This window comes from Sphingobacterium siyangense (assembly GCF_007830445.1).
Taxonomy (GTDB): Bacteria; Bacteroidota; Bacteroidia; order Sphingobacteriales; family Sphingobacteriaceae; genus Sphingobacterium; species Sphingobacterium siyangense.
Genome location: NZ_VLKR01000003.1, coordinates 88,581 through 110,358 on the forward strand (window position 1 = coordinate 88,581; position 21,778 = coordinate 110,358).

Below are 21,778 nucleotides of genomic sequence, written 5' to 3' on the forward strand. Positions count from 1 at the left end.
ATTATTATTTTTTAGCTGATTTACCTGCTTTTCTTCTCAATACTTCACCTGCAAACTTAACACCTTTTCCTTTGTAAGGTTCTGGTTTACGGAAGCCACGGATTTTAGCCGCTACCTGACCGATCAATTGTTTGTCAGCACACTCTAAAGTGATTGTAGGGTTTTTACCTTTGTCAGCAGTAGTTGATACTTTAACCTCGTTTGGCAATACAAAAACAATCTGGTGAGAGAAACCTAAAGTTAACTCTAATACATTACCAGTACTTGAAGCACGGTAACCTACACCGACTAACTCTTGCGTAGTTTTGTAACCTTCAGTCACACCGTGAACCATGTTAGCCAACAGGGAGCGGTATAGACCGTGTAATGCTTTGTGTTTCTTTTGATCAGTTGGACGTGTTACAACGATATTGCCCTCTTCTTGAGCAATCGTGATGTCACGGTCAACTTGTTGTGTTAATTCGCCTTTAGGACCTTTTACTGAAACTAAGTTTTTGTCCGAAATAGTAACAGTTACCCCAGCAGGGATAGCGATAGGCGCTTTTCCAATTCTTGACATTTCTTTGTGCTTTTACCTAGATTAATAAACGTAACATAAAACTTCACCACCAACATTTTGAAGTCTAGCTTCTTTATCTGTCATTACACCTTTCGATGTTGACAAGATAGCAATACCTAAACCGTTCAAAACACGAGGCATAGTATCAACGCTTGCATACTTTCTTAAACCAGGTTTACTCACACGTGTCAACGTACGAATAGCCGGAATTTTGCTAATTGGATTATATTTCAATGCGATTTTGATCGTACCCTGTACGCCATTCTCATCGAATTTGTAATTAGCAATGTAACCTTTATCAAAAAGAACTTTAGTGATCTCTTTTTTTAGGTTCGATGCAGGAATTTCAACAACCCTGTGGTTGGCCTTGATGGCATTCCTTACTCGTGTAAGGTAATCCGCAATTGGATCTGTAGTCATTATATATGAAAATTTGTGACAGCGGTTTCCCTCCCAACCATTGGTATGGGACCTTCTATCTGTTAAACAATTTTAAAATGCAAAAACCCCGGCAATCCTCAGTTGAATTGCCCGGGCAAAATTAAGTATTTTTTTTTAATTACCAAGAAGCTTTTTTCACCCCTGGGATTTTGCCATCTAAAGCCATCTCACGGAAAGTCACACGAGAGATACCGAATTGACGCATATATCCTTTAGGACGGCCAGTCAATTTACAACGATTGTGTAAACGTACTGGAGAAGCATTTTTAGGTAATTTATCTAATGCAACGTAATCGCCAGCAGCTTTTAATTCTGCACGTTTTGCCGCATATTTAGCTACCAATTTAGCGCGTTTTACTTCGCGTGCTTTTAATCCTTCTTTAGCCATTGTTATTAGTATTTTGATTTTTAAATGGTAAACCGAATTGTTTCAACAATTCTAAAGCCTCAACATCATTTTGAGCAGAAGTCACGAAAGTGATATCCATACCTTGGATCTTGTTGATTTTATCAATGTTGATCTCAGGGAAAATGATTTGCTCAGTGATACCTAAGTTATAGTTACCACGTCCGTCGAAACCTTTATCGTTGATACCGCGGAAGTCACGAATACGTGGAAGCGATACTGCTACCAAACGATCCAAGAATTCAAACATATTGTTGTCACGTAAAGTAACACGTGCCCCTACAGGCATACCTTTACGTAATTTAAAGTTTGAAATATCTTTTTTCGATTTTGTAGCAACGGCTTGTTGACCTGTGATTAAAGTCAACTCAGCGATAGCGTTATCGATTAATTTTTTGTCAGCTGTTGCAGCTCCTACGCCTTGTGAAACAACGATTTTCTCAAGTTTAGGAACCTGCATAATACTTTTATACTGAAATTTTTCTTGAAGTGCTTTACGGATTTCTTCCGCATATTTCACTTTTAATCTTGGTACGTAAGTCATTATTTAATTTCCTCCCCTGATTTTTTAGCGTAACGAACTAATTTACCATCTGCATTTAACTTACGACCTACACGTGTAGTTGCACCTGTTTTAGGATCGATAACAGCTAAATTAGAGATGTGAATACCAGCTTCTTTCTCAATGATACCACCATTAGGATTAGCTGCACTTGGTTTAGTGTGTTTTTTTACGATGTTAGCGCCCTCAACGATAGCTCTATTTTTATCCACTAAAACAGTTAATACTTTTCCTTGAACACCTTTAGAGTTACCAGCGATAACTTTCACTAAATCACCTTTTTTAATTTTGATTTTGTGCGTAGTTGTTTTTGTTTTCTGTGCCATAATTATAAAACCTCCGGTGCTAATGATACAATTTTCATGAACTGTTTCTCACGCAACTCTCTGGCAACAGGGCCAAAGATACGTGTACCACGTGGTTCATCATTATTATTTAATAATACAGCGGCGTTGTCATCGAAACGGATATATGAACCATCTTTACGACGGATTTCCTTTTTCGTTCTAACCACTACTGCTTTAGAAACGGAACCTTTTTTCACGTTTCCTGAAGGCATAGCGCTTTTCACCGATACAACAATCTTATCTCCGATTGATGCATAACGCTTGCGCGTACCGCCCAATACACGGATTACTAAAACTTGTTTAGCACCGCTATTGTCAGCTACATTAAGTCTTGATTCTTGTTGTACCATGTTATTTAGCTCTTTCTATAATTTCTACTAATCTCCAGTTTTTTGTTTTACTCAGCGGACGAGTTTCCATGATTAATACCGTATCGCCGATACCGCAGGTATTAGTTTCGTCATGAGCTTTAAATTTAGTAGTTTTTTTAACGAACTTACCATAGATCGGGTGTTTCACTTTACGTTCCACTGATACCACGATAGATTTGTCCATCTTGTTGCTAACTACTAAGCCGATTCTTGTTTTTCTTAAATTTCTTTCCATTTCGACTTTAAATTTTACGCCTCAGAGGCTGTTTCATTTTTAGCTGCAGCTTTGCGTGCACTGATCTCTGTACTGATACGAGCGATAGTTTTGCGTGCTGCTTTGATCACGTTAGGGTTCTCAATAGCTGAAACAGCATGTGCAAATTTCAATTTTGTAAGGGCTGTTTTCTCTTCTACAAGACGAGCTTTTAAGTCCTCATTAGATAATTCTAAAATTTCTGAATTTTTCATGTTTTTTCAGTTGTTATTTGGGTTATCATCGCTTTATATATAGCGTTAGGGGTAACGGCCCTAACGCTTAAATGATGACATTACCAAGATTTTTATGCTTCAACGTAGTCTCTACGAATCACAAACTTAGTTTGAACCGGAAGTTTTTGCGCTGCAAGGCGTAAAGCTTCTTTGGCAATTTCCAAAGGCACACCTTCTGCTTCAAATAACATACGGCCTGGGCGTACTACTGCTACCCAGTATTCTGGAGCACCCTTACCTTTACCCATACGTACCTCTGCAGGTTTTTTCGTAACAGGTTTGTCAGGGAAAATACGAATCCAAACTTGACCTTCACGTTTCATATAACGTGTAACCGCAATACGAGCTGCCTCGATTTGACGACTAGTGATCCATGCTTGCTCCATTGTTTTGATACCGAAAGAACCGAAAGCTAACTCCGCTCCACGAGAAGCGTTACCTTTCATGCGGCCTTTCTGCATCTTTCTGAACTTCGTTCTTTTTGGCTGTAACATGTTCGTATACTTTTTAAATCTGCTTTTTCAGCAGGTTTTTGTTGTAATCTAAATAACTATTAATCTTTTTTCGGACCACGGTTGTTTCCACCACGGTTTCCACCACGGTTGTTTCCACCGCGACCACCTTTGTTGTTACGGTTGTCACGACGCTCGCCACCACCTTCGTGGTTGCCACGTGATTTTACACCAGATGCTTGACCAATGTTTGGAGATAAGTCACGTTTACCGTAAACCTCACCTTTACAGATCCAAACTTTGATACCGATTTTACCGTATGTAGTCAATGCTTCAGCTAAAGCGTAGTCGATATCAGCACGCAATGTGTGTAAAGGAGTTCTTCCTTCTTTGTATTGTTCAGTACGCGCCATTTCAGCACCACCTAAACGACCAGAACACATGATTTTGATACCTTCTGCACCCATACGCATGGTAGAAGCGATTGAAGTTTTCATTGCACGACGGAATGAAATACGTGCCTCTAATTGTTTAGCGACACCTTCAGCTACTAACTTAGCATCTAACTCAGGGCGTTTGATCTCGAAAATGTTGATTTGAACATCCTTTTTAGTCAGTTTTTTCAACTCTTCTTTGATCTTGTCAACTTCTTGACCACCTTTACCGATAACGATACCTGGACGAGCAGTGTGAATTGTAACAGTGATACGTTTTAAAGTTCTTTCGATAACAACTTTAGCTACACCACCTTTTGCAATACGAACAGAAAGATATTTTCTGATTTTTTCGTCTTCAACTAATTTATCGGAATAGTTTTTACCTCCGAACCAGTTAGAATCCCAACCTTTGATGATTCCTAATCTGCTACCTATTGGATTTGCTTTTTGTCCCATTTCTCAATAAATTAGTTTTGTTCAACGTTTAATTTGCTATCAACTACCAACGTAACGTGATTTGAACGTTTACGAACTCTGTATCCGCGACCTTGAGGAGCTGGACGCAATCTTTTCAATTGACGACCGCCACCTACTGATACTTCTTTTACAATTAGTTCGCTTTCTTCCACTGATTTACCTTCGTTTTTGGCTTCCCAGTTTTTGATTGCAGATAATAATAATTTTTCTACACGAGCAGCAGCTTCTTTACTTGAGTGTTTCAAAATGTATAATGCATTTTCAACACGTTGACCGCGAATTAAGTCTACCACTAAACGCATCTTACGAGGCGAAGTAGGGCAGTTCAATAATTTGGCATCCGAAGCTCCTCCTTTTTGAGCTTTCTCTTGCTCTTTGCGTTGTCTAATTAAGACAGACTTTTTAAGTTTTTTTGTTGCTTCCATTACCTATTATTTTTTCTTTTCTGCGTGGCCTCTGAATGTACGCGTAGGCGCGAATTCACCAAGCTTGTGACCTACCATATTCTCTGTTACATAAACAGGGATAAATTTATTCCCGTTGTGCACTGCGAAGGTATGGCCAACAAAATCAGGTGAAATCATTGATCTACGAGACCATGTTTTGATAACTGACTTTTTGTTAGTTTCATTCATAGAAAGAACTTTTCTTTCTAAGTTGTGATCGATATAAGGACCTTTTTTAATTGAACGAGCCATTATTTTTTCCTTCTCTCAATGATGTAACGATTCGATGTTTTCTTCTTGTAACGTGTTTTGAAGCCTTTAGCTAATACACCTGTACGTGAGCGTGGGTGACCTCCTGAAGTACGGCCTTCACCACCACCCATAGGGTGATCTACTGGGTTCATCGCAACACCACGAACTCTTGGACGACGACCTAACCAACGTTTGCGACCTGCTTTACCTAACACTTGGTTAGATCTTTCATGGTTCGATACTGAACCAATTGTAGCAACACAAGTCAATAAGATCATACGTGTTTCGCTCGAAGGCAATTTGATGATGGCATATTTACCATCACGAGCAGACAATTGAGCATAAGTACCAGCCGAACGAGCAATTGAACCACCTTGACCAGGATTTAATTCAATGTTGTGGATGATAGAACCCAATGGAATGTTTGCTAATGGTAATGTATTACCAACTTCTGGGGCAACTTTATCACCTGCGATTACAGTTTGACCAACTACTAAACCAGCTGGAGCAAGGATGTAACGTTTTTCACCATCAGCGTAATGCAACAAGGCAATACGAGCAGTACGGTTTGGATCGTACTCGATAGTAGCTACTTTTGCAGGGATATCTTTTTTATCGCGTTTGAAATCAATTAATCGGTATACTTTTTTATGTCCCCCACCGAGATAACGCATAGTCATTTTACCGGAGTTATTACGACCGCCTGATTTCTTGTTGATTTTTACTACTAACGATTTTTCAGGAACGTTTGTAGTAACATCAGAGTAGTCAGCGCCTACTCTAAAACGAGTACCAGGGGTTACCGGTTTGAATCTTTTAACTGCCATTTTTTATTATATAGTACTGTAAAAGTCAATAGTTTCGCCGTCTTTAATAGTAATGACAGCCTTTTTATACTTAGGAGCTCTACCAGATACGAAACCTGCTTTTGTGTAACGGCTTTTTGCTTTACCAGCTACTACTGCAGTGTTTACAGCAAGAACTGTAACACCAAACATAGCCTCAACAGCTGCTTTAATCTGGATTTTGTTTGCTCTGTGATCTACTTTGAAAGCGTAACGGTTTAATTTCTCCGTTAACATAGAAGCTTTCTCAGTCAAGATAGGTTTTTTAATAATTTCCATATTACTTAGCTAATGCTTCCTCCAAAGATTTAACAGAATCTGTAGTCAACAATAATTTTGTTGCGTTCAATACATCATATGTATTTAAATCAGATGCAACAATAACTTTTGCTTTTTTCAAGTTTCTGCTTGATTTATAAACAATTTCATCGTAAGCTGGCAATACCAACAATGTTTTCTCATCAGCTACATTCAACGCATTGATTAAAGCAACATAGTTTTTAGTTTTGATAGCATCGAATTTTACTTCATCCAATACCACAATGTTATTATCTTTTGCTTTGTAAGACAATGCTGATTTACGTGCTACTTGTTTCAATTTTTTGTTCAATTTGAACGAGTAGTCACGAGGTTGAGGACCGAATACACGACCACCACCATTAAACAATGGAGATTTGATAGAACCCGCACGAGCACCACCAGTACCTTTTTGTTTGTGTAATTTACGAGTAGAACCCGCGATTTCGTTACGTTGTTTAGATTTGTGAGTTCCTTGGCGTTGGTTCGCTAAGTATTGTTTCACATCCAAATAGATCGCATGATCGTTAGGCTCTAACCCAAATACCGACTCAGGAAGTTGCACCTTGGCACCTGTTTCTTTACCTGATAAATTTAAAACTTTAACTTCCATCTCTACTATTTGTCTACGATTACATAAGAACCTTTAGCTCCTGGAATGGAACCACTAACAACGATAAGGTTTTGCTCAGCGTAAACTTTCAACACCTGTAAGTTTTGAACTTTAACTCTGTCACCACCTGTACGACCAGCCATGCGCATACCTTTGAATACGCGTGAAGGCCATGATGAAGCACCTAATGAACCTGGAGCACGTAATCTGTTGTGCTGACCGTGAGTCGCACCACCTACACCACCAAATCCATGACGTTTCATTACACCTTGGAAACCTTTACCTTTTGAAGTACCGACTACATCTACGTACTCACCTTCTTCAAAAAGAGTAACGTCAACTACGTCACCAAGTTGTTTTGCATCTGGGAAAGTTTTAAACTCTACCAACTTACGCTTAGGCGTTGTGTTTGCTTTCGCAAAGTGCCCTTTCAAAGGAGCTGTCGTGTTTTTCTCCTTAGCTTCGTCGAAACCAAGTTGAATTGCCGAGTAGCCATCCTTTTCTTCCGTACGTATCTGCGTAACCACGCACGGCCCGGCCTGAATCACTGTACAAGGAATATTTTTCCCATCAGCGTTAAACAGGCTCGTCATTCCTACTTTTTTTCCAATAATACCTGACATGTTGTAAATTAATTAATTAAAAGTCCTTCGAAGCAGTAGGGCTTCGCTCAAGACATACTATTCCCATTAAGGGACTGCAAAGTTACAAACATTTTTATAACTGTCAAATAATTAGTGAATTATTTTTTTTATTTTCTAGATCTTTTCTTTATCCGCGTCAAATTTCCGAATAATACCTATCCAGCTCTCCGCTCCGATTAAATCACCTCCAGAAAAATAAAATTACTTGCATTTATTTCTGCTGCCATACAGTTGTCACAGATCACCCTAATTTTGAACTATCGTACAACGCAGAAGGCGATGTATTGCTTACTATAAAAACTTTAAAATACGAGAATCATGAAAACAGAAATCATTTCCAAAAACGAGCTACTTCAGCATTGGTTAGGCCACAGAAACCTGACAAGACAGACTATTGAAAAATTTCCAGAAGAAGGATTGTTCAATTACAAAGTAGAAGGCATGCGCACTTTTGCAGATATGATTAAGGAGCTATTAGGTATTGCTGCGCCAGGTCTCCAAGAAATTGTCACCAACAAGAGCGGCGAACTCAATGAGAATCTCAGTTATTCGACCAAAGCACAATTGCTTCAGGCCTGGGATGAAGCTACTCCTCAGATCAGTGAATTGTTCAATCAAATTCCAGAAGAACGCTTTGCCGAAGAATTCAACCTATTCGGCCAGTACAAATCGCCAGTCATTCACAGCATCCTTTATTTTATCGATAATGAAATCCACCACCGTGGCCAAGGATTTGTTTATCTAAGATTACTTGGTATAGAACCTCCATTTTTTTGGGAAAGAGGGTAGTTAGTCACCTCCTCAAAAACTCATACTCGCACCGATTATCCATTGCGCCGATCTTGAGTCCGTGTTATTCCCACTATTTGAGCATCCTTCGATTTCTATTCGCCCCTCTTTCTGGTCTGATTCGTGCCCTATCGCACATAAATGCGGGGTGAGAAAGAAGTACAACCGTGGTGACTCCGAGTTAAACTCGGAGTCACCACGGACTCATGTCAGACTCACCGCGGATACAAGCTTACTCTGACACGAAGCAGGCTCGAACAGATACCGAAGGCATATCGAATCTCTGCATCCGCAGTTGCTCAAAAAACAACTGTAAATTAGGTTATGGATAGTATCTTTTAGATTTGTTCCAAAGCCGATGAAAGCAGACGCTTTACGACCTCTTTTAACGATTCGGGTTCAATAATTGTTCCTTTATCAGCAAACATCAGATACCAGCGCGCAAAGCCGTTCTCCATATTAATGCATTCGAAATGCATCTCTACATAATTATCGGTGACAGTTTCCTTTTGGAAACCAAAATAGTGACGATCCCATTCCATATAGCGGGCCATATCCTTATCTACTTGCACAACGACTTTTGTCGTGGGAACGTCATGACGTTTATTCAGAAAGAAAGATAACTCGGGATGCTCTTTTCCAAAATCTTCGGCAAGTATTCTAATATTGTTTATTCTGTCCAAACGGAATTGCCTGTAATCTTGTCGTAATCTACAAAAAGCGAGGACATACCAAAACTTGCTCTCCACAAAAATACCCACAGCTTCGATTTCACGCCTTTCTGGAGTTTTATCCGAAGGTTTGGAATAATAGATTTCCACACATTTTTTAGCAGCGATGCTTTCGATCAGTATATTGGTGCCATGGGTTAGCTTCTCATTGAATTGATGACGCCCACCGCGCACCAGAAAGTTATCCCCAACTAAGGCTACCTGTTCTTTTTCGTTACCCCGTAATATGGCTTTCATTTTTAGCAATGCTGTTGTAAAATGATGCGCAAGATTCCGATCTGTATACTTTTCCACCAGTTTCTCCGCTGCCACAAAACTCAATGCCTCCTCTCGGGTAAATTGCAGAGGTGGCATTTTATATCCCTCCACCAAAGAATAACCGCTTCCCGCTTCACCGTAAATCGGAATCCCTGCTTGCATCAGGGATCTGATATCACGATAAATCGTACGCGGACTTACTTCATAGCGTTCTGCCAAAGCAGCAGCAGTGACCACAGGTTTAGCCTGTAGATGCATATAAATAGCAAGTATGCGGTCGAATCTCTTTTGAATATCGGTCATTGGGATAAAAGTACAACAAAAAATACACCGATTTAAGCTTTAAAGTGCAAAGTTAGCTCTCAAACATAATGATAATTCGCTATTCGAAAACTACAATTACAACTATCATATTCTAAATTCATATCCATAGTCCAATCTTAATTTAACCAGGTATTTTTTTCCGATCGTGTAACTTCCAGTAACCATGAGCTCTTCTTAAGGTTCCAACTAGCTTCTGTTTAAATTTGGGTGTACCTGAGAAGTCTAATTTCTCTAAAAAGCTAATAAAAATTGTATTCTGTACCTTCTTATCAACCAAAGGCAAATTTTCGTTAAGAAAAGCTACCACAGCATCAAATAGATCTGAGTTGTCATCATCTATAGCTTTCTGAATATACCGTTTAAGACTTCCCATTTGTAAAGTAATAGAAAAACTATAATCTTCATCCAGAATTTCTTCTTCTAAATTTGGAAATATCCTAATCAAATCGGCGATAAATAAATCTTTATTTTTCATAGCACAATATCAAAACATATTATTCATATATCTTCTAGCTCTATTTAAGTTGAATAATCTCAAAAATGGCAAAGCTTTAAATTATAAAGCCTTGCCACTAATCTTATCTTTGCACATAACATCTTTCTAAGCCAGCTTATGGATTCCGTCGAAAACAACTATATAACCCCACAATAGATGGAATTCGAGAAGTCTCCCTCCAGTGTATCCCACACACCAACATAAACATGGAGATCACCTGTTTTTCTGCTTATCTCCTCAAATTGCAACGAGCAGGTGCCCTGATTGACATTGGCAATAGAGGTTCTTAGATGCGACTCGGCATCTAAGCTTATCAATCCCAGATTGATTTTATATATGCTACTTTTATACTGATCATCTACAGTCCAGCTAAGATCAATCTGGTCGCCATCCAAGCTTACTTGACAGTTGGCTAATGGGGTAAGCGGACCCGAAAACAGCAATAGCTTTTCAAGGTTAACAAAAGGCTTATTCTCTTCATCTAATTCAAGAGTTTCTTTAAAAATGTGGCGCTGTGCCAATTGGAAAGCACCTACACGACTTCCCTTTTTCGCTAGAGACTGATAGCCAAACTCAAGAATTCTTTTATTCCATGCGGCAAACTTACCTGCAATTTTCTGTTTTTCTCTATTTAATAGCTCGGCCTCGCTAGGCGGAGACGTTCGTTTTCTTTTACCGCCGCGTATGATATTTTGGCCATTCAATAGGTAAGCATTCACCGAACCAAATTTCCCAACAATAGGGCCGTTCGGACCATTTTGTAAAATTGCCATAAAGTTTCTCTCCTTTTGTTTATAATTAATTGGTATATAAATTATTACCAAGATAACACCAAATTCCCTATTAAAAGAGGAGTAACACTATTTTTACTAGGGATTAGCAGGGGGTTAACAGGGGTAATACCCCTGTTAACCCCCTGCTAATCCCCTGTTATACCCCTATAAAAGCCCTGTTAATATAGAAATTGATATAAGCTAGATATTGTTATGTGCACTAGACGAAAGAGCCTGTATTTGACAGAGAATAGGATCAAATACGACATGAAGAAACATGTCGTAAGATAGAGCGGGTTCAATCCTATAAAACAAAAAAAGTGAAGTACCTTACATACTTCACTTTTCCACATCGTGTTAATAACTTTGTTGAAAACTCAAAAAAATAGCTCTTATTGCTTGATTACCTTTTCTCCAAGGGGCAACCGGTCATATCGCACCAATGTTTCTACATAGAAGAAATGGACATAGGTCAAGCACACACTATAATTACAAAAAACACCTTTTCATTTAGATAAATTGACTAAAGATATTCAATCAACAGCGAAGATGTCTTATCGTTAAAGTTTAAGATTGACAAATCAATGGTATGTCCAGTTAATAGCGCAGAATCTCCTGTAAAATCTCCATTTTCATAGAGTGTAACCTTAAAACCTTTTGGAATACTAATACTGCTCAGTTGGTCGTTCGTAACACCCAGTCCTTGCAAATCAGTAAGACTGTAACTTCCAATGCCAAGCTGTTTATACCAGCCACGGAAAGGAGTATCACCATACAATGTCACATTGGTCATAGGCGAAGTACTTAACGATGGCCCATAAGAGTTAATATAGTAACGCAAATCAGTATATCTGTTGAAACTAGGATTTAACTTTTTCAGGAAACCGAACATCTCGCCCTTCATAATGGATGCCATCTGGACAAAAGCATAGCTGGATCCTGCCGCATTAAACGGTTTATTATAATCAGCTCTAGTTTTGTCAGGAGCCCATTCGGTGTTGACAAATTCAAGATGAATATTATTGTCAGGATCCAAGACATAAGGGGCCATAAAAGAGACCGCATCCCTAATAGATCCACCCAAGACTGGCGTATCATTGGGATTAATTCTTAAATTAACCCATTTTGTAGCACGGTGATTTACCAAACTATCAAGCATATGCCGGCCTCGTTTGATATAAAAAGTGCGACCAATCTGTCCGATAAACTCTAGATCATACACATGATAGGCAAAGGCATCCCTGCCAAGAAAATCTATGCTAGCCCCATCCGCACGATAATTTTTATTATGATGAGTACTAAAATCTGACGTCGCTTGGTTGATAAGCGCTCCATCATTCAGTATATAAGCGATATCAATCATCAACAGATTACGGATAGTTTCCCAATTATTGGTTCTGACCGATTGAGTTTTGTAAAAGTTATATCTTGTCCGTAACCAATTGTCGATCGTCATCCTGCTGTTAGCATCAATTTTTGCACGAATAAGTGAATATCCTGTAAGAAATGGAAGATATATACTTTCATCGGGAGTTTGGCTTGTTGCTGCGTTAACGGCTGCCCAAGAAAGAAGAAATTCCTTCGCCTTATCAACATATTGCCCTGCATTTGCCTGCTCCTGAAACAAAAAATATTGTAGCGCCAACGAATACACCTTAGCTGCATCAGTCTGCACTTTATTCTTGCCATCGGGATCTGAAATTTTTGCAACCGGAACAGGAACTGTATTCAATGCATCATTTGCTTTAACAGTAACTTGATTGTTTATTAGCGTTTGGGCGGCGGATAATGTTGCTAGATCAAGCTGAATGGAGTCAAAGGTTACTTTATCCATGACTAGGTTGCTATAAAAGTTTGGCCCCGATGCTGTATAATCAATTTTCAATTTTGGTCGAAGTCCCACATCCTGTGCTTCTTTAGACTGAAAGTCGGAATAAAATGAAGTAGAACCGGAGGTTTTTCGCTGTGCGACAATCTTAATAGACAATTTTCTGTCCGAATCCAAAGCTTCTTGAATCACTGAGGAGGGAATATCGAGATAGACAATTCCATTTGTAACTTTTAGTTTTCCATTGACTTCTCCAAGCTTTGTCCCTGTCGCTGGCGCATTATTCCAATTGATCGTTTTCTCACCCCAATCTTTTTCAAGCGTTGTGTAGTACAGCCACTTGGCATTTGCTGTATCCGCAGCACTGGAAACCCCACCAGCCAATTCAACACGTGCTGACTGTACACTAGCAACATTGCTGGGCAATGCGGTCAGATCAAAACGCAGATAGATATCCCTTCGATAACCTGGAGCATCATCTTTGGCAATCAGCCAACTATTATCACCATAATTGGTACTGGCGTTAGTCCCATCCTGAACATACGCATCTGCGACGGGCAAAAGGCTGACCTCATTTGCGGAATCAAAAGTAGCTGCTTTTTTTTGCAGCTGAGCAATAGAGCTTTCGGGCTTTAGCATATCCTTATGACAGGCCATCATTGCCGAAAGTGTGCTCATCAGTGCGACTGCAATGAATCTGAGTTTACTGTTTGTTGTTCTCATTCTTTGTTAGATTTATGATATTGGTAGTTTATAATTGGAACAATATGCCTCTAATACATCCGGGAGATGTAGATCATATTGTTTATCTATTGCTACTAATGGAACAGCCCTGAACAAGAGATCCTCCCAATGAAAATTTCTCTTGGCTATTTACCTCTTTTTAGCTCGCTCTGAAATGGATAGTTCTTTCCACGGCTACGTCCTTTAAAAACGATAAGAACTGAACCATCTTTCCATATCAAAGGAGCAGGATTTGATATATGTTTATGGTTCATGATCTATTGTGACCTAATAAAAAATTCGCTCTAAAAATTGTAGTATTCAATAGAATTATTATCATGTCTTTGAAACAATAAATCAAACATTGTTTCAAAGACTAGGCACTTATGATAGTTTCTATGGCTTGATTACCTTTTCTCCTTGGAGCAACCGATCATACCGAACCAATGCCTCTACATAATAGTAATCAGCATAGGTTAAAGGAACATCAACCTCTGTTTTATGTGGAATCGAACCAACACTATGTTTTAAAATATAGCCACCGGCTTCTTTATAATCTGCTTTGTAGGGTTTAGATGATAAAGACCGCAACATCTGCTCAGCCTTTGAGATATACAGCTGGCTTTCACCACCTGTTGTGTATTGCGCCAGTTCCAGCAAAGCCGAAGCGGTCACCGAAGCGGTCGACACATCACGAAGATCTTTCTGGCTATAATATTTACTATCCGGAGTAAGCTTGTTCTGGTCCATATCCCAATAAGGTATCAGATCTTTTGGAAGATTGGGATGATTCAGATAAAACTGTGCAATATGTCGAGCTTGCTCCAAATATTTCTTGTCGCCGGTCTCGCGGTACATCATCGTATAACCATACAGTCCCCAAGACTGTCCCCTAGCCCATGCAGACTCATCAAACGCACCTTGAGCAGTCTTTCTCGAAATAATGCTTCCATCCTTTGGATTGTAATCCACGACATGGTAGGAACTGTAATCTTTTCGGTAGTGATTGACCATCGTTGTATTGGCATGTTGCACCGCAATATCACGATAACGCTTATCACCTGTCATTTTGGAAACTTCCGTCAGAAACTCCAGGTTCATCATGTTGTCAATAATCACTGGGTAAGTCCAAGGCTGGCCATCCCAGTTTTTGCCCCCATCCCATGAACGGATAGTTTTGGGTGCTTCGTGGAAACGGGTCGCCAATGAGGCTGCTCCGGTACTTAAAATTTCCTTATAAGCAGCCGAATCTCCCGTCAAGCGTAATGCATTACCAAAGCTGCAGTACAACATAAAACCCAAATCATGTGTCCCCTTATTGTTCTTTTCCTTCTCGAGTTCCTTCAACTTACTTTTGGCTTCCGTTAATAGCTTCTCATCTTTGGTATATTCATAGAGATAGAGCACTGTACCGGGATAAAATCCAGAACACCACCAGCTTGAACCCCAATTCACATATTTACCATCTTTAAAGGTTGTAGGCATATCCGATTCATCGATCGATGCTGCGAGGTAGGCGATCTGCTTGTGTGCATCTTCTAAATTGGTACGGACAAATTCTTTGTCAAGCCCCAATTTCACTGTCCCTAAGTTTCGCTGACTGGAACAGGAAATTCCCTGCATTCCTAGTCCGATCATTAAAGCCCCCGTAATATAGTGTTGTATCTTCATTTTATCCAGTCCTTAATCTTTTGCTTTTTTATTCTTTTTTCGTTTAATAACTTACATAATAGTCCTTGGGAAATTGCTCAGCATTCCAGCATTTTTGGGAAGTCCAGGGTTGCGGAGCACAGGTCCAGAACTCATCGTCTGCCGGTAACCCCAATGGCAAGAATGACAGAGAGGCCACATACATCGAGCCTGCGTTTGTATAGTAATCTGCGAGATTGGATTGTTTATCACCCACTACGCCCATACGCAGCCATCCTGAGGGTGCAAAGGTTTTGTCAATATAAATATGGCGGAGTATCGTGGTCAATGCGGCTCTGACCTGACCCTTCGAAATATCTTCGGGCAGCTTATTTTCTAGAGCAACAGTCGCTAGAGGCTGGAATGCGGCATTTTTATAAGTTGAGGAGCGTCCAACAACGACATAATGCCCTTCCGGAGAGATCATGCGTTCCAGGTGATGCGCATAACGCTGCATTCGTTTATAAGCTCGCTCATACATTTCCTTGTATTTTCCTCCCGCTGAAATGTTATGACGCAGTGACTCCACCTGCATACAATGGATCACATAACCATTGTAGTGGTCAAAACTAAAATGGGCACCATCACTATACCAGCCATCCCCCACATACCATTCCTGATCAAATTTATTGACCGCATAATCGATCTTTTCCCGTGCACATTCCTCTCCTATGCTGTAAAGAAATGTTTCTGTCATTGCCGCAAAAAGCAGCCAATTGCTCTCATTCGGTTTAATATTGCGCAATAGTTTGAATTCTTCAACGACTCTTTTCTTAGTGCCTTGGTCCAAAGGATGCCATAAAGCCTGTGGGGCCCTCAAAAAAGCCAGTGCAAGATGCGCCGCATCTACGAGTGTTTGGGATGAAGGGCCTCGCCAGGTAAAATAATCCGGCGATTTAGGATCTACACCATATTGTATACCCAGTAATGCTTGGTCACGTAATTTTTTACGCAATTGACCTTCTTCAGTTGCGTCATCCGGTAAGGCCAACCAAGGAGCCATACCTGCCAACAAACGACCGAAAGCTTCCAGGTATCCGACTCCAGGGTCTCTACTATCGAAAGTAGGACTCACTTCCATCGGCATATTTTTACGCCATTGTTGCTTACTGATATTGCTTAATATTGGAGCAGCCATCTTATGTAAAATAGATACCCAATAGGCACGATCGTTCTCGCTGTAATTATTTCTTTCCGACGCGGCAACATTGGCATTCGCTTCACCAGCAAAAGATGTCGCCAGTGCGCCCATTCCGGCACCGCCCAATAGTTTTAATAAGAGTCTTCTTTTCATTGACATTGGTTTATAACGAACACAATCGAAGTGTTACACAAAACATTAAAAATCTTTATTTTAACTAAAAAAAACAAACAAAAAGAAATCAATCGCTCGAGCAAACGATTGCATGAGCGATTGATAACAACTTCTTTACAGGAGACAGAAAAATCTTCTCCTATTTCTTAATCGTCCCAGCCACTATTTTGTGTCAAGGCTGTGTTTCGTTCCCGTTCCACTTGTGGAATTGGCCATGTATAGAGCTGATCACCTCTCCAGTCATACGGAGAAACGACTCCTCCCCATGCTTGTTTAATACCATTTCCTGTATAAAAAGAAGTCTCTTTCAATGTTTTCCAACGCAACTCGTCAAAATAAATAACACCTTCACACATCAACTCACGACGGCGTTCTTCACGAATTTCTTTCCGAAGATCCTGCTCACCGATTCCTAACGATAACTCTCCAACTCCTGCACGCTTTCTGACCTCATTTACCTTAAGCACAGCTTCGCCTGGTTTTTTCGACTCATTCAATGCCTCCGCCCATAACAAAAGGATATCCGCATAACGCATGACGATATAATCATATGCGCCAGCTTCTCTATTTGGTATACCTGGATTAGCACCTTCGTAAACAAACTTACGTGGGTAGTAGTAAAAATTAGGGACGATATCCGTTCTCAAATCAAATACGCCACCAAACTCCTGTCTATATGGCCATCTTGACGTAAAGGTTTGATCTGTTGCACCATTGGCTCCCACAAATGTAGAGTAAGGTAAAATCACATTACTTGCTAGTCTAGGATCACGATCTTCATAGGCTTTCTTCAGGCGTTCTTCATTACCGGTAGGCAAATACAAAGACATATCAAGCTTGTTTGTAGTCCGTTTGTCAATATTAGATATTTCAGTAGCGGTCAAATTATTCCGAAGGAAAAACACCTCCCTTTGGCCCGGTGACATCTGATTATAGCCTGGCAAGTAATCGTCCCAATTAAACTTAGATCCATCTTTGCGTTGATAGCGGTCTGCAGCATCAGGGTGTACTAAATAAGTATTCCAATTGGACCCAAATGCTGAACGTGATCCGAATCTAAATTGGTAATCGGAGCCATATCCTGCCAAAGCCATATTTTGGATGCTAAATATAATTTCGGGACTTTGTTCATTATCTCCTTTAAATAGAGATGCATAATCGCTAAATAAACTGTGTCCCAGGCTTTTGACTTGTTCGAAATCAGCGATTGCTTTTGCCCATTCTTGCGTATACATATAAACCTTACCACGGAGCGCATAAGCGGCAGATTTTGTCACCCGGCCAAAGTTTGCATTTCCTTTATCATAGCGATTTGGTAACTGAGCTTCGTTGATACAATCCGTGAGATCTTTAATGATAAAGCTCCAAACTTCCTGTTCAGTATTCCTTGGTTTATCAACTTTGTCCCATTCGATTGGATCGGTATAAATAGGCACTCCTTTATACAACTGATTCAATCGATAATAGTAATAGGCGCGTAAGAATTTTACTTCTGCAGTTAATTTAGCCTTTTTCTCTGCTCCCACTGGTGACACATTGGCTATCCCATAGATCGCATTATTGCTCCGATGAACACCTTCATATAAATTTTGCCAAGTGGATGAAAAAATCCCGGATGAACTTGTGGCAGTTGCATTCATCAAGGTTGAATTATCCCGGCCTTGGAGAGTAACATAGGAATCATATACATAAAGCATCTGACCGAGGCGCAAACCTTGATATACACCATTTACACCTTGGTCCGTAAGGTTTTCAGTTAGCCACATATTATTGGTCAATACCTGTGTTTTAGGTACTGTATCCAATAAATCCTTCTGACAAGCAGAAAACAATGTTGCTGAACCGAGAGTCACGCTAAGCAATATTTTTTTACTCCACAAATTATATTTTTTTATATTATTTTTCATAATCTTTCTCTTTTTAGAATCCAATATTCAAACCAAAAGCAAACTGTTTCATTGTTGGATATTCTGCTCCTGCACCAACTTCTGGATCTAACCCCGGAAAATCAGTAAACATCAATAGGTTCTCTCCAGAGAAAAATACCCTTAAACTACGTACTTTAACTTTTTCAGTTAGTTTCTTATCAAACGTATAACCTATTTGCAAATTTCTAAGCTTTAAAAAATTTGCATTATACAACCAATAATCGCTTGCCTGATTATTGATATTTTCTGCAGAAGTTCCGTATTTCAATCTAGGGAAATATCCATTTTGATTGGTACGTGGATCATTTGGTGCCGCCGGGTTATAGAAATAATGGTCATCTGCAATACGAGTGGTTACCTGGTTACCAAGGATCAACACATTGTTATTATAACCAGCATCTGTCCAATAATACTGTCCTCCAGCCTCTCCTGCCCAAATCATAGACATATCAAGACCTTTATAAGAGAATCCGAGATTAAATCCATAGATATATTTAGGACTTGTCGACGTTCCGGTAAAGTACTGGTCGGCATTATTTCCATAAATACCATCTCCGTTCAGATCGGCATAGATCAAGTCTCCATAATACATCCGTGCATTCGAACCATAGCTATCCGCAATGGCTTGGGATGAGGTTACAAAAGAATAACCAGCAGCTTTCATCGCTTTTGCCCACTCGTAATCCTGATCCGTACGGATCATCCCTGTAGTAGGTCCACCGTTAACATTGACGGATCCGTCGGAATTAAAATAACTACCATTTCCTCTATATACTTGACGTAAATAGAATTCATCCAACTGGTATCCCTCAAGTCTTCGGTTTACACCACCTGTAGATACATCACCTAAATTAGTCTGCCATACCATTTTTCCCGTTCCGTCATCAACCATACCTTGAACCAGCTTACCCTCGTATTCCGTAACTTTATTTTTATTATACGAGAAATTACCACCAATGTTATAACTGAAATCCCCGATCTTATCCCGCCAGTTCAGGTTAAGCTCAATTCCTTTATTACGCATAGCGGCCTGGTTATAAAAGGGAGCACTAGCAGTACCCGCAGTAATTGGCATCTGCGCTGTACGAATAATATTTGAAGTTTTACGATCGTATAAACTTAGTTCCACGGATGCGCGTCGGTTTAATGTTGCAAATTCCAATCCAAGCTCCTTATTTTCGGAATCTTCCCATTGCAACAAGTTATTGCCAAAACGTGACAATCTAAGACCATTAGCCTGCGCGCCGTTGAAAGAATAACCTACCTGGCCATACACACCATGCCATCCATATACGTTCAGATCGTCTCCGCCATCATTCCCTAATTTACCCCACGATCCACGAATTTTAATATCTTGCAAATAAGGATCTACCGCCTTCATAAATGATTCCTTAGACAATATATATCCTAACGAAACAGAAGGGAAAGTACCATATTTCTTGCCAAGACCAAATTTTGATGAACCATCTCGGCGTAAACTAAATTCGGCTAAATATTTCCCATCATAATCGTAGCTAAAGCGACCGAAAAAAGAACGCATGGAGTTATCAGATTCTGCGCCGGAGATGCTATTCATCTCGGTTCCTGTACCGATATTAGTAATGGTAGCATCTATCAATCCTTTTGTAGAAGCACTAAATCCAGAATCGTTGTAATAAAATTCATTATGACCAACTAATGCACCAATCGTATGTTTACCAATCGTCGTGTTATAACGCAATACGTTATCAAAAGATTTTCTGTAAATTTTATTATAGGACTGTCCAGTCGTCGAGGTCGCAAGGTTAACAGGAGTCGACGTAATCGTCATGGTTGAAAAGTCATACCGTGGTGACGGATCAGACCAGGTTTTCACTTCATCAAATCGGCTCTGGTAATTAAATTTCGTTTCAAATGTCAAACCCTTCCAAAGTTTAACATTTGCAAATAAGGTTGCGTTGAGCCGTGTACGTTCATTACTTCCTTTATTATCGTAAAGGTAGGTCAATAAATTGTTCAGCTGAGATGATTCTCCGGAGCTGAGCACAGCGCTTCCAAACTTACTGTCATACATTGGGTAAATACCTGGTGTAGTTTGCCGCAAAAAATTATACAGATTGGCATCTGAAGCCATAGAACGTTCTTCTTTAACAACAAATGTCTGTGTACCCACGGTCAGGAAGTTGGTAACATCTGTCTCCAGATTCACCCGCCCTTCATAGCGTTTCATCCCTGTATTGTGCATAATGCCAGGGTTATCCTGTATTCTTCCAGATAGATTGTAGCGGATATTTTCACTCCCCCCCAAAACACTGACATTATGACTTTTTAACCAGGCATTCTCATAAATCCAATCGCCCCAGTTTGTATTGGGATATGCGACATAATTTGGTATGCCCTGAGCAGTCAAACCATTTGGATCAGCATTTGCCGCCGTCCAAGTATCAATAGCACTTTGCGTATATGGGCCTTTCTCGCCGATATTTTCTGCGGCCTCTTGGAACAAGCTCATATGTCTCAAATAATCGCTTACAAATTCAGGCTTTGCGCTTGGCGTTGTTCTCGAAAACAAACCTGAATATTTTATTTGCGGCGCTTGTCCGCCTTTTCCTTTCTTTGTTGTAATGACAATAACTCCATTCGCGGCCCGCGCACCATAGATAGCTGCCGAAGACGCGTCTTTTAATACTGATATTGTTTCAATATCTTCCGGATTTACTGCATCCATTACCCCCTGAATACCGTCAATAATGACAAGAGCATCATTATTGTTCATGGTACCTGTACCGCGTACGCGAATGGTTGCTCCATCACTACCAGGCTTACCATTACCGACTTTGACTTGGACACCGGCTGCAAGCCCCGAAAGTGCCGAAGATACGTTCGTTACCGCTCTACTTTCAAGCTTCTTGCCATCAATCGTCGCAACCGACCCTAACAATTTCGCCTTCTTCTGTTGTCCGTACCCCACGACTACAACTTCATCAATGGCAGCACTTGCACCGTTCATAGTTACATTGACGACATTGCGACCATTGACAACAACCTCTTGATTTTGATAACCGATATAGGAAACTAAGATGGTTGCATTGGAGCCAACTGACAATGAATAGGTACCGTTTGCATTTGTAGAAGTAGAAACACTTCCACCCTTTTCTCGAATCGTTACACCCGATAAAGGTGCTCCTTGACTGTCTGTAATCCGCCCCGTAATTGAAATTTTCTGTTGTGCCATACTCGCACCCACAGTAAACATCATCATAGCAGACAGTCCAACTTTGTAAAACTTTGCCATACTTTAGGAAAT

26 protein-coding genes are annotated in these 21,778 nt (G+C 40.0%); 1 reads left to right on the top strand and 25 read right to left on the bottom strand.

From position 1 onward, the window contains the following. Positions 1-4: 4 nt before the first annotated feature. The 16 genes from rplF to rplC form a co-directional block, all read right to left on the bottom strand. Positions 5-559, bottom strand: a complete 555-nt coding sequence (gene rplF, locus IQ31_RS04275; protein ID WP_088160090.1) for a 50S ribosomal protein L6 — start codon at positions 557-559, stop codon at positions 5-7. A gap of 21 nt (positions 560-580) precedes the next feature. Then, positions 581-979 (bottom strand): 30S ribosomal protein S8, encoded by a 399-nt coding sequence (rpsH, locus tag IQ31_RS04280; RefSeq protein WP_046674876.1) that lies wholly within the window; start codon positions 977-979, stop codon positions 581-583. A gap of 139 nt (positions 980-1,118) precedes the next feature. Further along, on the bottom strand, positions 1,119-1,388 hold the full coding sequence (gene rpsN / locus IQ31_RS04285; protein ID WP_028071569.1) for a 30S ribosomal protein S14: 270 nt from the start codon (positions 1,386-1,388) through the stop codon (positions 1,119-1,121). Beyond that, positions 1,381-1,950 (bottom strand): 50S ribosomal protein L5, encoded by a 570-nt coding sequence (gene rplE / locus IQ31_RS04290; protein WP_046674875.1) that lies wholly within the window; start codon positions 1,948-1,950, stop codon positions 1,381-1,383. The genes rpsN and rplE overlap by 8 nt, the downstream gene beginning before the upstream one ends. Beyond that, positions 1,950-2,294, bottom strand: a complete 345-nt coding sequence (gene rplX, locus IQ31_RS04295) for a 50S ribosomal protein L24 (RefSeq protein WP_070570406.1) — start codon at positions 2,292-2,294, stop codon at positions 1,950-1,952. The genes rplE and rplX overlap by 1 nt, the downstream gene beginning before the upstream one ends. Positions 2,295-2,296: 2 nt before the next feature. Further along, a complete protein-coding gene (gene rplN, locus IQ31_RS04300; RefSeq protein ID WP_046674873.1) occupies positions 2,297-2,665 on the bottom strand; it encodes a 50S ribosomal protein L14 in 369 nt (122 codons plus the stop codon). A 1-nt stretch (position 2,666) separates the two neighbouring features. Further along, complete coding sequence (rpsQ, locus tag IQ31_RS04305; RefSeq protein ID WP_046674872.1) at positions 2,667-2,921, bottom strand: 30S ribosomal protein S17; 255 nt, start codon at positions 2,919-2,921, stop codon at positions 2,667-2,669. Between the two features lie 14 nt (positions 2,922-2,935). Further along, the gene (rpmC, locus tag IQ31_RS04310) at positions 2,936-3,154 is read right to left on the bottom strand and encodes a 50S ribosomal protein L29 (protein ID WP_046674871.1); all 219 of its coding nucleotides are present in this window, start codon (positions 3,152-3,154) and stop codon (positions 2,936-2,938) included. A 92-nt stretch (positions 3,155-3,246) separates the two neighbouring features. Further along, entirely contained in the window at positions 3,247-3,669 is a 423-nt protein-coding gene (rplP, locus tag IQ31_RS04315) for a 50S ribosomal protein L16 (RefSeq protein WP_046674870.1), read from the bottom strand. Positions 3,670-3,728: 59 nt separating this feature from the next. After that, positions 3,729-4,520 (bottom strand): 30S ribosomal protein S3, encoded by a 792-nt coding sequence (gene rpsC / locus IQ31_RS04320; RefSeq protein WP_075990875.1) that lies wholly within the window; start codon positions 4,518-4,520, stop codon positions 3,729-3,731. An 11-nt stretch (positions 4,521-4,531) separates the two neighbouring features. Then, complete coding sequence (gene rplV / locus IQ31_RS04325; protein WP_070570408.1) at positions 4,532-4,966, bottom strand: 50S ribosomal protein L22; 435 nt, start codon at positions 4,964-4,966, stop codon at positions 4,532-4,534. A 6-nt stretch (positions 4,967-4,972) separates the two neighbouring features. Further along, positions 4,973-5,239: a 30S ribosomal protein S19 gene (gene rpsS, locus IQ31_RS04330; RefSeq protein ID WP_002997495.1), complete on the bottom strand. Its 267-nt coding sequence runs from the start codon at positions 5,237-5,239 to the stop codon at positions 4,973-4,975. Continuing rightward, positions 5,239-6,066, bottom strand: a complete 828-nt coding sequence (rplB, locus tag IQ31_RS04335) for a 50S ribosomal protein L2 (protein WP_046674867.1) — start codon at positions 6,064-6,066, stop codon at positions 5,239-5,241. The genes rpsS and rplB overlap by 1 nt, the downstream gene beginning before the upstream one ends. 6 nt (positions 6,067-6,072) lie before the next feature. Beyond that, positions 6,073-6,363 (bottom strand): 50S ribosomal protein L23, encoded by a 291-nt coding sequence (gene rplW, locus IQ31_RS04340; RefSeq protein WP_075990874.1) that lies wholly within the window; start codon positions 6,361-6,363, stop codon positions 6,073-6,075. 1 nt (position 6,364) lies between these two features. Further along, positions 6,365-6,994: a 50S ribosomal protein L4 gene (rplD, locus tag IQ31_RS04345; RefSeq protein WP_075990873.1), complete on the bottom strand. Its 630-nt coding sequence runs from the start codon at positions 6,992-6,994 to the stop codon at positions 6,365-6,367. A gap of 5 nt (positions 6,995-6,999) precedes the next feature. After that, on the bottom strand, positions 7,000-7,617 hold the full coding sequence (gene rplC / locus IQ31_RS04350) for a 50S ribosomal protein L3 (RefSeq protein ID WP_046674864.1): 618 nt from the start codon (positions 7,615-7,617) through the stop codon (positions 7,000-7,002). Positions 7,618-7,956: 339 nt separating this feature from the next. Between rplC and IQ31_RS04355 the strand changes: the two genes are divergently transcribed. After that, positions 7,957-8,427, top strand: coding sequence for a DinB family protein (locus tag IQ31_RS04355; RefSeq protein WP_075990872.1), 471 nt, complete (start codon positions 7,957-7,959; stop codon positions 8,425-8,427). 338 nt (positions 8,428-8,765) lie between these two features. Here IQ31_RS04355 and IQ31_RS04360 read toward each other — a convergent pair whose 3' ends face one another. From IQ31_RS04360 to IQ31_RS04395, 9 genes are all read right to left on the bottom strand, one after another. Then, on the bottom strand, positions 8,766-9,719 hold the full coding sequence (locus tag IQ31_RS04360; protein WP_075990871.1) for a helix-turn-helix transcriptional regulator: 954 nt from the start codon (positions 9,717-9,719) through the stop codon (positions 8,766-8,768). Between the two features lie 142 nt (positions 9,720-9,861). Continuing rightward, on the bottom strand, positions 9,862-10,215 hold the full coding sequence (locus tag IQ31_RS04365) for a DUF7674 family protein (RefSeq protein WP_088160088.1): 354 nt from the start codon (positions 10,213-10,215) through the stop codon (positions 9,862-9,864). Between the two features lie 158 nt (positions 10,216-10,373). After that, on the bottom strand, positions 10,374-11,009 hold the full coding sequence (locus IQ31_RS04370; protein ID WP_088160087.1) for a hypothetical protein: 636 nt from the start codon (positions 11,007-11,009) through the stop codon (positions 10,374-10,376). 523 nt (positions 11,010-11,532) lie between these two features. Beyond that, complete coding sequence (locus tag IQ31_RS04375; protein ID WP_145327165.1) at positions 11,533-13,560, bottom strand: CBM96 family carbohydrate-binding protein; 2,028 nt, start codon at positions 13,558-13,560, stop codon at positions 11,533-11,535. A 146-nt stretch (positions 13,561-13,706) separates the two neighbouring features. Further along, the gene (locus tag IQ31_RS28050) at positions 13,707-13,835 is read right to left on the bottom strand and encodes a hypothetical protein (protein ID WP_280176844.1); all 129 of its coding nucleotides are present in this window, start codon (positions 13,833-13,835) and stop codon (positions 13,707-13,709) included. Positions 13,836-13,956: 121 nt separating this feature from the next. Then, entirely contained in the window at positions 13,957-15,231 is a 1,275-nt protein-coding gene (locus IQ31_RS04380) for a glycoside hydrolase family 88 protein (RefSeq protein ID WP_145327166.1), read from the bottom strand. A 43-nt stretch (positions 15,232-15,274) separates the two neighbouring features. Continuing rightward, positions 15,275-16,543 (bottom strand): DUF2264 domain-containing protein, encoded by a 1,269-nt coding sequence (locus tag IQ31_RS04385; protein ID WP_145327167.1) that lies wholly within the window; start codon positions 16,541-16,543, stop codon positions 15,275-15,277. 167 nt (positions 16,544-16,710) lie between these two features. Continuing rightward, positions 16,711-18,471, bottom strand: a complete 1,761-nt coding sequence (locus IQ31_RS04390) for a RagB/SusD family nutrient uptake outer membrane protein (RefSeq protein ID WP_145327168.1) — start codon at positions 18,469-18,471, stop codon at positions 16,711-16,713. A gap of 13 nt (positions 18,472-18,484) precedes the next feature. Then, a complete protein-coding gene (locus IQ31_RS04395) occupies positions 18,485-21,766 on the bottom strand; it encodes a SusC/RagA family TonB-linked outer membrane protein (protein ID WP_145327169.1) in 3,282 nt (1,093 codons plus the stop codon). Between the last annotated feature and the right edge of the window lie 12 nt (positions 21,767-21,778).